11 protein-coding genes are annotated in these 12,357 nt (G+C 59.8%); all 11 read left to right on the forward strand.

Translation table 11 applies throughout. From position 1 onward, the window contains the following. Window positions 1–2,101 (forward strand): VENN motif pre-toxin domain-containing protein (locus tag ACFX4F_RS14315; protein ID WP_380656386.1); only part of this gene is annotated, 2,101 nt, incomplete at its 5' end. Between the two features lie 9 nt (window positions 2,102–2,110). Beyond that, on the forward strand, window positions 2,111–2,530 hold the full coding sequence (locus ACFX4F_RS14320; protein ID WP_133119635.1) for a hypothetical protein: 420 nt from the start codon (window positions 2,111–2,113) through the stop codon (window positions 2,528–2,530). A 262-nt stretch (window positions 2,531–2,792) separates the two neighbouring features. After that, a complete protein-coding gene (locus ACFX4F_RS14325) occupies window positions 2,793–4,406 on the forward strand; it encodes a hemagglutinin repeat-containing protein (RefSeq protein WP_243380293.1) in 1,614 nt (537 codons plus the stop codon). 90 nt (window positions 4,407–4,496) lie between these two features. Then, window positions 4,497–5,408: a hypothetical protein gene (locus ACFX4F_RS14330; protein WP_380656391.1), complete on the forward strand. Its 912-nt coding sequence runs from the start codon at window positions 4,497–4,499 to the stop codon at window positions 5,406–5,408. Beyond that, complete coding sequence (locus ACFX4F_RS14335) at window positions 5,408–5,893, forward strand: hypothetical protein (protein WP_380656394.1); 486 nt, start codon at window positions 5,408–5,410, stop codon at window positions 5,891–5,893. The genes ACFX4F_RS14330 and ACFX4F_RS14335 overlap by 1 nt, the downstream gene beginning before the upstream one ends. Before the next feature lie 124 nt (window positions 5,894–6,017). Next, complete coding sequence (gene cdiI / locus ACFX4F_RS14340; protein ID WP_380656454.1) at window positions 6,018–6,320, forward strand: ribonuclease toxin immunity protein CdiI; 303 nt, start codon at window positions 6,018–6,020, stop codon at window positions 6,318–6,320. A 24-nt stretch (window positions 6,321–6,344) separates the two neighbouring features. Beyond that, window positions 6,345–6,986 (forward strand): hypothetical protein, encoded by a 642-nt coding sequence (locus ACFX4F_RS14345; RefSeq protein WP_133119636.1) that lies wholly within the window; start codon window positions 6,345–6,347, stop codon window positions 6,984–6,986. Between the two features lie 330 nt (window positions 6,987–7,316). After that, the gene (locus tag ACFX4F_RS14350) at window positions 7,317–7,919 is read left to right on the forward strand and encodes a hypothetical protein (RefSeq protein WP_380656397.1); all 603 of its coding nucleotides are present in this window, start codon (window positions 7,317–7,319) and stop codon (window positions 7,917–7,919) included. Between the two features lie 165 nt (window positions 7,920–8,084). Then, window positions 8,085–10,307 carry a methyl-accepting chemotaxis protein gene (locus ACFX4F_RS14355; protein WP_099821077.1) on the forward strand — a complete coding sequence of 741 codons (2,223 nt, stop codon included), beginning with the start codon at window positions 8,085–8,087 and terminating at the stop codon, window positions 10,305–10,307. 154 nt (window positions 10,308–10,461) lie between these two features. Beyond that, window positions 10,462–10,830: a glycine zipper 2TM domain-containing protein gene (locus ACFX4F_RS14360; RefSeq protein WP_099821078.1), complete on the forward strand. Its 369-nt coding sequence runs from the start codon at window positions 10,462–10,464 to the stop codon at window positions 10,828–10,830. Between the two features lie 220 nt (window positions 10,831–11,050). Beyond that, entirely contained in the window at window positions 11,051–12,337 is a 1,287-nt protein-coding gene (locus ACFX4F_RS14365) for a hypothetical protein (protein WP_380656402.1), read from the forward strand. The last annotated feature ends 20 nt before the right edge of the window (window positions 12,338–12,357 follow it).

Below are 12,357 nucleotides of genomic sequence, written 5' to 3' on the forward strand. Positions count from 1 at the left end.
TGGCCCAGGCATGTCGATGTCGGAGAGTGGCGGCGACAGCAGTTCCACGCTTGCAACGCTGACCGAAGGCAGCATCACCATCGGCGGCAAGCAGACCACGGCGGCGGAGCTGGGCATCAACACCGATGCCAGTGCGGCACATCGCGCGCTGGAGGCATTGCCGGATGCCAGCAAGCTGCTGGCGGACCAGCAGGCGATGGCGGGTGCGATAGGGACGGTGGTGGCTACCAGCAGGCAGGTTGCCAATGACATCCAGACCCATCAGAGCAACAAGGCCACGCAGGACTATTACGACAGCCTTTCGCCCGAAGAGCAGGTTGCGTTCGACAAACTTGATGCCAAAGCGAGAGACAAGCGGCTGAGTGATAACAGCCAGGCCTACAAGGATGCGAAGAAGTGGGGCAGTGGTGGTGACTACAGCCGGGCACTGGATGCCGTGACTACCGCATTAGTGGGAAGTGCAGGCGGACAGGCTGTCGGCCAGCTTGCGTCCAATGCGCTTGCACCTTATGCAGCCTTCTTCATTGGTAGCACATTTGATCCGAACCATGGCAAGGACCCCAACGCAACCATGCAGTTGCTGTCGCATGCACTCTTGGGCGCGGTGTTGGCCGAGGTCAATGGTGCCGGCGCAGGGGCAGGTGCGGCGGCCGCGGTAGGTGGTGAGGTGGCAGCCAAGTTCCTGACCGACACGCTATATGGGGGCAATGCGTCGAAGCTGAGCCCTCAGGAAAAGGGGACGATCCTGGCGCTGTCGCAGGCGGTGGGTGCGTTGGCCGGCGGATTGTCGGGGCAGGATCTGGCCGGGATAGCGTTGAATGCGGGAATTGCGAAGAATTCGGCCGAGAACAACTTCCTGGGGCAGAACGATCACGCGCGAATGATTCACCTGCGCGAGAAGGCCAAGCGGCAAGGTGGGTTGGACAAGCAGGAATCCCTGGAGCTTGTACTGCTGGATGCAGGGGATCAGATGAGTGCAGGGCTGCTACGGAAGGCGTTGGCAGGCGAGAACCTGAGTGAGGTTCAAGCGGCTGACCTCGCGACCTACATCAGCCGATATGAGTCCCAGAACGGTCCTCTTGATCTGCCTGAGCTTCAAAAGCAGTTCCAGGAGCGCGCTGGAACGCTACGCCCGGGCGAACTGCAGGGAGTCAACCCGTCGCAGGCGTACGAGCGTCCATATGCTGGTCTGGGGGACGACCAGAAAGCGTACAAGGATGCCAATTACTCGTGGGTTGAGGATATTTTCTACCGCAAGAAGGGCGCGAACGAACGGCTGTTCGAGAACGCTCTGCGCAAGTCGGGCCTGGAGCCCAGTCGCACCGAGGACTTGCTCCCGTCGTCAATGCAGTTGCGGAATTACTTCGCAATCCAAGATGCACAGACGTCGAGTGCTATGGCCAGTATCGCCTTCGTGGCTGCGACCGTGGGAGACATGAGCGAGGACAACCGTCGTGCGTTGACGTTAACGATGGGGGGTATCGCAAATATCGCTGGGATAGCTATCTCAGGTAAGACGGGATTACTGCCGCAGACAGGCGGACTTGGCGTGACACGATCTCCTTCGAGAAGGCGTGTAAGTGAGGCGCCTGCGATCAACGCATTGTCTGTAGAGCAGCCCAAAAATCAAGGCGGGGATTCGGGCGGAAGTAGTACGAAGAATTTCATTCCGCCAGGTCCAGTTCGCGTCAGTGATGCGCACAGCGTGGAAACAATTGGAGCGGGCACAAGATTTGGTGGCGGGAACAGGAATACTCTAAAATCAGTGTTGATGGGGGGGGATGACATTGATGGTGACATCAGGGAGATAAATTCAGGCCAAGGGATTCTGCTGCCTGACGGTAATGTTGCCGTGTCTTCTGGTCGAGTATGGGGTGCGCATCCAGGGAGTGCCACCATGTTCCCACGGTCGGGGCCAGGTATCGTTCAACTCTCGCAGGCAGAGTTCCGTCTCTATAGAGATATGGTCCGTCAGAATGGTATGTCTTCATCTATTGAGAAGGCGTTGGATGGTATGATCTCAGTTGGTAACAGTGGTGTTAGTTCGGAATCTCGTTCGAAACTGAATGAGCTATATAGGTCGCGAGATCTTGGTAAATGAGGGGGCGGAGTGGAAGGTTTTGAATTTTCTGTGGGTCGAGTTGTTGAATTTTTGGAGTTGAAGCCAATTCTTGCAGCTAGGTTGGGCTTGGATGCGTCGTCGATTCTTACTGAAGATGATTATTGGGGGAGGTCGGATTCCTCTGCCTTTGCAGGGGTTTCTATTGAGTACGTGGGCGGGGGGTTTCCGACATTTGTTAATGTTTATAGTGATGCGGAGTTCTATGGTGAAGCGCTGGGTGAATTGGCGGTAGGACTCTCGGTCGATCTGGGTTCACCTATTCTTATAGGTGACTATATTAGTGAGATTGATGTTGCGTCAGGGCGTTTCATAGTGGTTCGGCCTGATGGTAAATTCGAGTTTGCTTATGAAGCCGAAGGCGGTGAAGTCGTGTTATTCGATCCGCCGAGGATAATTGATGTCGGCTAAATAGGGTGGCGTCGTCGAATATTTGAAAAGCTGGTCGCTATGCTTGCTTGTTGAGTGGTTAAAATTTTCTATGGACATAGTCCGTGGATTATTTGGGTCGGGTTGAAGTGGCTGCGCGGGCCGGTATGTATTTATGTGCCGAGGCCGGCGCAGGCAGCAGCAAGAGACAGCAATGTCTGGCAGAACACCACGCTGACCGGCCAGAGCATCCCAGGGTGGCGGCAACGTCAACCTGACCAGCACCACGGGCGGCATCCACGTAGTGCAGGGCAACCTGAGCGCAGGCAACACACTCAGCCTGGATTCTGCCGGCGACATCCTGCTGGAAGTGGGCAAGGCGCACGTGGCAGACCGCAGCAAGAGCAGCAATGCCGGCGCCGAAGTGGGCGTTGGCGTGGTGGTGGGCGCGCAGACGGGCGTCTATGTGTATGCAGAAGCCAGCGTGGGCAGCAGCAAGGCGAACTCGGACAGCAACACCTGGCAGAACACCACGCTGACCGGCCAGAACATCTCGCTGAAGGCCGAGGGTGACACCACGTTGCGCGGCGCGACCGCCACGGCCGACCGCATCGACGTCAAGACCGGCGGCACGCTGACGATCGAATCGCTGCAGGACATGGCCGAGAGCATGTCCAAGAACAGCCAGGTGGGTGGGCGCGTGCAGGTGGCCTTCGGCAACGCGTGGAACGCCGATGGCTATGTCAGTGCAGGCAAGGCCGAGGGCAGCTACCAGGGCGTGGGCCAGCAGAGTGGCTTGTTTGCCGGCAACGGTGGCTATCACGTGGATGCTGGACACGTGAAGCTGATTGGCGGCGCGATTTCCAGCACCAACGCGGCCAACAGTGAACTGACCGCGCAGACGCTGACCTTCAGCGACCTGCAGAACCAGATGGACTACTCGGCCAGCTCCGGCAGCATCAGCGGTGGTGCGGGCGGCAAGATGAACGGTTGGGACGCGAAGGAAGGCACCACCGCTCCGCGCGGTGGCCCGGGCATGCCGATGTCGGAGCGCGGCAGCGACAGCAGCTCCACGCTTGCAACGTTGACTGAAGGCAACATCACCATCGGCGGCAAGCAGACCACGGCGGCGGAGCTGGGCATCAACACCGATGCCAGTGCCGCACATCGCGCGCTGGAGGCATTGCCGGATGCCAGCAAGCTGCTGGCGGACCAGCAGGCGATGGCGGGAGCGATAAGGACGGTGGTTTACACGAGCCAGCAGATTGCCAACGACATTGGCAGTGCGGGCGCGAACAGGATCACCGACAAGTATCGGGAAGGGCTGAGCGTTGAAGAAAGGCGGGTATTTGATGAGCTTTCTTCGGACGAGCAGTTCAATCGCCTGAAAGTGTTTGATCCGTCATACCCCGAGGCATTGGTCACGCAGCAGAAGTGGGCTCCTGACGGCGTCTATGGCCGCGCGCTTGGCGCGGTAACCACCGCTCTGGTGGGAGGCATGTCCGGGCAGGGGCTGGGCCAGCTCGGTTCCAACGCGCTGGCACCGTATGCGGCAGAACTGATCGGCAAGACGTTCGACCCGAACAAGCAGAGCGCTGTGCCCAGTGAGGCCATGCAGATGCTGTCGCACGCGCTGCTGGGCGCGTTGTTGGCTGAGGCCAATGGTGGCTCGGCGGGGAGCGGGGCGCTTGCGGCCGGTGGTGGTGAGTTGGCAGCGAAGTTCCTGACGGACAAGCTATTCGGCGGGGATCCCTCGAAGCTGAGCCCACAGGAAAGGGAAACAGTTCTGGCGCTGTCGCAGGCGGTGGGTGCACTGGCGGGTGGGTTGTCGGGACAGGATCTGGCCGGAATCGCATTGAATGCTGGGATTGCCAAGAATTCTGTTGAGAATAATTTCCTCGGGAAGAACGATCAGTAGCGGCTGGCAGATCTACGTGAGAAGTCTAAGAAGGGAAAACTGACGCCACAGGAATCCGCGGAGCTTATTTATCTCGACGGTGGGGATCATATGAGTGATGGTCTGCTGAATATGCTTGCCGGCGGCCAGCCTCTTTCTGTCGTGCAGCAGCACAATCTGGAGCTTTATCTGGGGGCATATGCCCAGCAGAACGGCACGGATGCGGCGATTGCCCTCGTCAGTGGGGGTATTCGCGAGGCAAGCGAATTCCCTTACTCGGGACTTTCGCGTGATAAGCAGAAGTTCACTGATGAGAACTTTTCGTTCTTCGAAAAGAACATTTGGAGAGCTGATAGCGAAAACGAGGCAATCTTCAACAAGGCTGTCATCAGGTCCGGCTTGGAGGTATGGCGCTCTGAAGATCTCCTGCCAACGGTGATGAGGCAGCGGCGTGATTTTGCGCTGATGGATGCCTTGGTCGGTAGCCCTCTGGCGAGCGGAAGCTACCTGTTCGGCAGCCTTGTAGGGCTGAGCGACGATGATCGATATGCGCTCACCATGACTGCGGGGAACATCGCGCTGATTGCCGGGGCAACGGCTGCGGGAAAGACGGGTTTGCTGCCTGTGACGGGCCGCTTCGGAATTAACCCGGTTGGTGAGGGCGGCCAGAAGAGCAGCGCTTCGAGCAGAAGGCGCGTGGGGGAGTCTCCTAGAAGCGATAGTGTTTCCGTCTCCACCAATAGTGGAACAATCAAGGCCAGCGAAACGATCGGTCAGCCTGTAGAGGCTGTCATAAATGGTCGTAAAAGGATGCTTCGGGTCGATATCGAGCCGAATGGTAAGCTTCAGATCCAGTCAGGAGGCGGAAAGGACTCGTTCGTAGACTTCCGTCCGGATCTATCATTGCCCTTGGCTCCTCAGATAGACAAGGCGTTCAGGCGATTGCCAAAATCTGCAAGGGATCAGCTTGTCAGAAACGCTGAGAAGGGGCTAAGGCGCCTGCAAGAAACAGGAAATATGTGATGGGAACCAAATTTATTGTTGTTTTGAAGGGTGGCATGAAGTTGCCCGAGAGAAAGTTCTTGATTGACCAGGCATGGGGTGATTTTCCCGTGTCCTACTTTCAGGATGATGAGAGTCTTGATGAATGTAGTTTTCTTGATCTTAAAGTTAATAAGTGGGAAATTAATAGCGAGTGGAGTTTGCTGCAAGGGGACGCGCCTTGGATCAGGGTTGAAATATTGCGGGGCGCTCCTCTCGAGGAGTATTTAAAAGGTCAAGGGGTCTTTCCGCTGATAAAGGGGTCTGGTGAGCTGCTGCTTGTTTTTGAGTTGGATGATGGCGGTAACGATTTGGATGAAATTCTTCTGCTTCGGCTTGTGATGGTTTTTTGGGGTAGTGGAATAATATATCGATGGGATGATGGTTTTCATGCCCTCGATGAAGATGCCATTGCGTCTTTACCAGGGCTCGAAGTAGTTCGGAGTCGCTTGCATAGATGTGAGTAGCTGAATTCTGCTTGCCTGAGCGCTTTCCTGCCAGGTGGCAGTAAAGTGGGTTGAATGCAGTCGTGAGTGATCAATTGTTCGGGTTGTGGGCGGATCGGAATGATCCTGATTGGGTCGTATTTACATGTTTGGATTGGATCTATGGGCTGGTGTGTTCGTGCAGATGCTGAAGTGTCTGACGAAACGTTGTGGATTTGGGCCTGATGATGTTGACTGTAGTTTCCAGAATTTGAACAGCTTTTGCGCGGATGATCACTTCTGTAGCGTAGGGTTTTCATATGGAATTCTGTGCGAACCCGACGTGGTTATTGTCAGTGATGAAGATTTTTCCACATATTTGTCTATGGCGTTCTCCAGGTATGTTGAGGGGAATCCTGAATCTGCTGATCAAGTGCTTTCAATGATGTATGTCAAAGGGTGTGTCTGAATTGTTTGCCAGTGGAGGGTTCAAGTGTCCAGTAACGCGCTCAACCATCGCGGCCATGCTCGGCGTGCTTTCTGCAGTAACTTGACGTTGGCGACAACTATCGCCATAGCGAGTCTGGCACTCACTCCACATCCCGCGCTGGCTGCCGAATCCGGCTTCGAGGGCGTCGCCTGGGGCGCAACCCAGGCCCGGCTGAAAGAAGCACTGGGCGAGCGCTTGGCTACGCGAGCCTGCCCCGAGGAACAGCAGGAAGAGCCGGAACTGAAGCGATACGCGAGAGCCTGCGGCCCTTACATCGAGGATTACACCATCGACGGAATCTCCTTCGTGGCGTTCTTCGGTCTTCGCGGAATCGAGGGGCCGCTGAGCGCTATCTATCTCGCTCGCGCCGCGACGGTAACCAACGAGCAGATCAAGGCTGGTAAAGGTGCGGAGTTCAGGTACAACCGGGTCAAGAAGGTGCTGGCAGAACGGCATGGCCGGCCTGAAAGGGTGAGCGAGACGTCTGCGCGTCCGCGCGACAAGCCTGCGGTGCTGCTGACCGAATGGGTGAGTGGTGATACGACGATCACCCTCACTGAGACGATTGTCTCCGAGGCTCGCGGTCAGCAGTACTACCTCAGTGTCGTCTACGCGCCGAAAACCCAAGTGCCGGAAGCTCGCTGACCTTCTGCAGCCTTTCGAGCGATTATCAATGTGTCTTGTTTTTGGATGAAGAATCAGTGCAGATGAAGATCGAGCCCACTTTCGGTAGAGCCGGGGGGGGCGGAGCGAGAGTCTGTCTCGGTCGCCCACGAACCATGTGAAAAGAGTGCACTGGCGACTGTGGTTGGGGACCGGTTCTCTACCTATTGCCGGTTATGGAGGCTGGACGACGCTGCCGGCAGGGCGCCGAGACGATGGCATTGGCCGGCATTCCTGTTTTCATCATTGTGGTTCTTCTTTCGACGCATGCCTGTATGGGGCACGATCTGGTTCATCGTTCCGCCTTTGGCGATGACCACGTTCACCTTGATGGGTCTGCCATGGTTGGCGGCAGTCGGCTTCGTGGTCTGCCGCGTGCTTGCTGGAATCCTGGCGAATTCCCTGTATCTGTCTCATTGCCGGAGGATTGTTCGCAAGGTTATTGCTGGGCATGGAGGCGCGCACAGGCGGCACGCGGAACTGCAGAAGGCCGGTGGTGTCAGCTATACCGCTCTGGTGATCGCCTTGGCTGTAACGGCCTCACAGAACACCCTTATCAATCTGGCGGTTCGTTCGATGCCGAAGGAGACCCCCATGCAGTCTTCAGTGCATCTGCCAGCGAACCGGCCCGACCCGGATCTCGAATATGCGGAGAGGGAGGCGTACGAGGAGGAGCTGCGTGCGATCGCGATGACGGCGTGGCCGGCGGGTGTTCCAGCGGACGGCAACGTCTGCATTGTCGAGCTACGTCTGACGCCACCGGGTAAGGTGCTGGATGCCAATGTTCTGGAGCCTTGCACGTTGGACGAAGCACAGCGCGAGCAACTGCTGGTCGAAATCAGACGTGCCGATTTCACGGTCGAGGGAAAAATGCGGTTCTTTACCCGCCATACTGTTCTCGGCTTGCGTGGCTGATTCCCCACCACGGACCTGACTGGACCGTGGGAAGGGAAGGACGTCCTCAGGCGGGGATTCTGCTTGAACGCATTTATGTTAATACAACGTTGTTTCAATAAATGTGCTTAAAGTTTCCTCGGGTCGTGCCGCCACCGATATAGGGCCACGATCAAGGGAATTGAGATGCTCGCCTTACGCAACCTCCGTGTGGGATCCCGGCTTTCTGCCGGCTTCGGTCTGCTGTTGCTGTTCATCATGGCCATCGTCGGCCTGGTGTTGTACGGAAACCATCTGAAGTCCGCCCAGTTCGAGAAAGTGGTGGGCGTGAACATGGTCAAGATGCGGTTGTTGAACGACATGCTTGATACCAACAACGCGGTGCTGATGCATCGTCGCCTGATGGTGATCAAGCGCGGCGAGGAGTTCGACAAGGATTACCAGCGGGCGCAGGAACTGAGTCGCACCTACGACGGCATCTGGGACAAGTACGTCAAGATTCCCCGCGATGCCACCGGCGATACGCTGGTGGCGCAGATCGCGGCGGCACGCAAGGCTACCGACGTCTCCACCCAGCAACTGCACGAGCGGATGAAGGCGGGCGACTACGATGGTGCAGCCACCGAGCTGCTGGCCGAGCACGGTCTGGCCACGGCCTGGAACGGAGCGATCTCCAGCCTGCTGCGGCACCAGGAGGCCTTGACCGAACGCAGCCGTGAGGAATACCGCGCCACGGAAGCGTGGACGGGAACCCTGTCCATCGCCTTCGGTGTGCTCAGCCTGATCCTCGGTGCACTGGCTGCGTGGGCGATCACCCGCAGCCTGACCCGCCCCTTGGCGGGTGCGGTGAAGCTGGCCGATGGCATCGCCAACGGTCGCCTGGACAACGTCATCGATGCCTCGGGCAATGACGAGGTGACCCAGTTGCTGAAGTCCATGCAGCGCATGCAGGGGCAGTTGCAGGCGGTGATGGCGGCGCAGGGCGAGATGGCGCGGCAGCATGATGACGGCAGCCTGGGCTATCGCATGGACGAGAGCGCCTTCCCAGGCGACTACGGGCGGATGGTGCATGACACCAACGCACTGGTGGGTTCGCACGTGCAGGTACAGAACCGCCTGATCGAAGTGATGAAGCACTACGCACGCGGCGACCTGTCGGTGGACATGGATCGCCTGCCGGGCGAAAAAGCGGCGATCACCCAGGCCATGGACGAGACCAAGTCCAGCCTGTCGGCCATCAACGGCGAGATCCGCCGGCTGGCAACAGCTGCTGCCGCCGGTGACTTCAGCCTGCGTGGCGACGAAACTCGCTTCGAGCATGATTTCGGCGAGATGGTGACCGGCCTCAACCGGTTGATGCAGACCACCGATGGGAACCTGGTGCAGGTGTCTAGCCTGCTGCAGGCCATCTCGCGCGGCGATTTGACCGTACGCATGCAGGGCGATTTCCACGGTGTCTTCGCGCGCATGCGCGACGACTGCAATGCCACCGTCGAACAGCTGACCCAGATCGTCGGCCGCATCCAGGCCAGTGCATCCAGCATCAATCTGGCGGCGGGGGAAATCGCCTCGGGCAATACCGATCTGTCGCGGCGTACCGAGCAGCAGGCGGCCAATCTGGAAGAGACGGCAGCGTCGATGGAGGAACTGACCTCCACGGTGAAACAGAACGCCGAACACGCGCGCCAGGCCAACCAGTTGGCCATCGGTGCACATGGGGTGGCCTCGCAGGGCGGCGAGGTGGTCGGCCAGGTGGTGACCACCATGACGGCCATCGAAGCGTCGTCGAAGAAGATCGCCGAGATCATCAGTGTGATTGATGGCATCGCCTTCCAGACCAACATCCTGGCGCTCAACGCCGCGGTGGAAGCGGCGCGCGCGGGTGAGCAGGGCAGGGGCTTTGCCGTGGTGGCCAGCGAGGTGCGCACGCTGGCTCAGCGCTCGGCGGGTGCGGCCAAGGAGATCAAGGGCCTGATCGAAGAGTCGGTGGGCAAGGTATCCGACGGCTCGGCGCTGGTGCGTCAGGCGGGCACGACGATGGGCGAGATCGTCGCGTCGGTGCAGCGGGTGACCGACATCATGGCCGAGATCTCGGCGGCCTCGCAGGAGCAGAGCTCGGGTATCGAGCAGGTCAACCAGACCGTGATGCAGATGGACGAAACCACCCAGCAGAATGCTGCGCTGGTGGAAGAGGCCAGCGCGGCAGCACGTTCGATGGAGGAACAGGCCAACCTGCTGGCCGAGGCGGTGTCGGTGTTCCGCACCGGGGCTTCGGTGGCGGCGGCAGCGGTCCGGCCGATGTTGGCAGCGGTCGCTGCAAGCGTGCCGCCGGTGCGTCGCGTGACCGGCGTGCCGCCGCGCATCGCGCCGTCGCTCGCTGCCAACACGGGTGGGTGGGAAGAGTTCTAAGCCGGGTGGGAGACGGCGCCCATCGCGATGCTGGTCGCGATGGGCGCATTTTTGTTTCCTGAACCGATGGTGGCCGCTCAACCCCCGCAGACGCGGATTTCACCTGCAGTTGCCACCCGCAGGCAGACACTTGCGCCATACCGGAGCACAGGAGATGGCCATGAAGACCTCGACCCGATTGATGGTGCTGGGCACCCTGCTGACGGCGTCGTCCGTTGCTGGCGCACAGAATTACGGCCCGCGTGATGAAGGCCGCAAGTTCAACGATGGCAGCCGCGTGGTCTGCAAGAACGTGGAAGTGCAGCGCAATACCCGCGATCCCAACCGCATCACCGGCACCGCTACGGGCGCCGTGGTCGGTGGCCTGCTGGGCAACCAGGTAGGCGGCGGCAACGGCAAGAAACTGGCGACGGTTGCCGGTGCCGTAGCGGGCGGCGCGGCCGGCCGGCAGATCCAGGGCAACCACCAGCAGAAGACCGGCGACCGTGTGGTCGAGCGCCGTTGTGAGCGCGTCTACCGCTGATCCGTCCACGCGATAACCCCTTCCACACTGCTGTACCCCGAACGCCGGCCCTGTGCCGGCGTTCTTCGTTTCCGGTCCCGTTCCGTGAAGCAGGGCGCATGCCTATACTGCGCCGACCTCCAGGGATGAATCGCCAGTGAACGAGTCGAGTGCTGTAGACCGACGGGAACCGTCCGATGTTGCCGATGCAGTGCCTCGCACGACAGCCAGCTACTCCCGCGTGCGCGACCGCACCGACGAGCTGGAGCTGTTCATTTCCGGCCTGCTCGCCTTCGCACTGCTGGCCGTGCCGGGCTATCTGTTCGACGCGTGGGCGCGCAGCAGCCTGCATACCGAAGGGGTCTATTTCCAGGCGCTGTGGTTTGCCTTCAGCATCGGCGTCGGCATGTGCTACGTGCTGGCGGTGGCCTTGATCATCCACCTGGCGGTGCGCGGCTACTGGATCGGCCTGATCGGCCTGAAATCGCACTTCCCCAAAGGCATCGACTGGGACCGACTGACGATGCTGGGGCCGTTCTCACGCGCGTTCCTGAAGCAACGCGACGGCGGGCTCGACGGCACCATCGAACGTGCGGACCGGCTTGCCACCATGCTGTTCTCGAGCACGCTGCTGTGCGTGCAGACCCTGGCCGGCACGCTGGTGGTGGCGATCGTCTCGCTCGGCGTGGCGATGGCCATCGGTGCCGCCTTCGGCGATGTCGATCGCATCACGCTGGCGATCGTTGCGGTGCTGATGGTCTGCCTGCTCGGTCTGGCGATGGTGCCGATGCTGCTGGAGAAATCGATTGCGCGGCGTCACGCGCGGGGCCTGGACACCGCACGGCAGGAGAAGCGACTGCAGTCGGTGCTGGCGGGTCTGCAGCGGGTACCGATGCTGCGCCTGCTGCAGACCATGCAGTGGACCCTGCAGAGCAACCTGCGCGGCCGCTCGTTCACCGTGATCTATATATCGGCGGTAATGCTGGCGATGGTGCTCGCTGCCCTGCAGGTGTACGGCTCGATGAAGTTCTCGCTGTTCAACCGCTACAGCGTGATGACCGAAGAGGCGGTGGACCACGGCATGCTGGGCGCGCACTACGAATCGCTGCGCTCGGCGCACGACCAGCTGCTGCCCTATCCGATGATTCCGGCCGATACCATCAGTGCATCACGGTTGCGGCTGTTCATTCCGCACCGTCCGCAGCGTGACAATCCGGTGGCGCGGCAGCGCTGTGCCGGTGGTGCCCGCAACGAAGCGCAGGGTGCACAGGCGGCGACGGCAGCGGTGAACTGCATGGCACTGCTGTGGACGGTGCAGCTCGATGGCGGCAAGGTCGACCTGCATGAGTTCGTGCCGATGGAGCGCCGCGACCTGGACATGCGCGGGCTGGTGGGCTACCTGCCGATGGCGGACCTGAAACCGGGCAGGCATGACCTGCGACTGGTCTGGAACGCCGACGGCGGCGAACGTGGCCCCAGCCGCCGCCGCGAATACAACATCCCGTTCTGGTACGCGCCGGAGCCGTAAAAAGGGAGCGGAGGGGATCC

Source organism: Stenotrophomonas sp. YIM B13575, assembly GCF_042787595.1.
GTDB lineage: Bacteria > Pseudomonadota > Gammaproteobacteria > Xanthomonadales > Xanthomonadaceae > Stenotrophomonas > Stenotrophomonas lactitubi_B.

Coding starts and splice junctions, on each gene's coding strand:
- ACFX4F_RS14330 (WP_380656391.1), top strand. CDS start 4,497: ATGAGTGATGGTCTGCTGAATATGCTTGCCGGCGGCCAGCCTCTTTCT.
- ACFX4F_RS14335 (WP_380656394.1), top strand. CDS start 5,408: ATGGGAACCAAATTTATTGTTGTTTTGAAGGGTGGCATGAAGTTGCCC.
- cdiI (WP_380656454.1), top strand. CDS start 6,018: ATGTTTGGATTGGATCTATGGGCTGGTGTGTTCGTGCAGATGCTGAAG.
- ACFX4F_RS14350 (WP_380656397.1), top strand. CDS start 7,317: ATGACCACGTTCACCTTGATGGGTCTGCCATGGTTGGCGGCAGTCGGC.
- ACFX4F_RS14355 (WP_099821077.1), top strand. CDS start 8,085: ATGCTCGCCTTACGCAACCTCCGTGTGGGATCCCGGCTTTCTGCCGGC.
- ACFX4F_RS14360 (WP_099821078.1), top strand. CDS start 10,462: ATGGCCATGAAGACCTCGACCCGATTGATGGTGCTGGGCACCCTGCTG.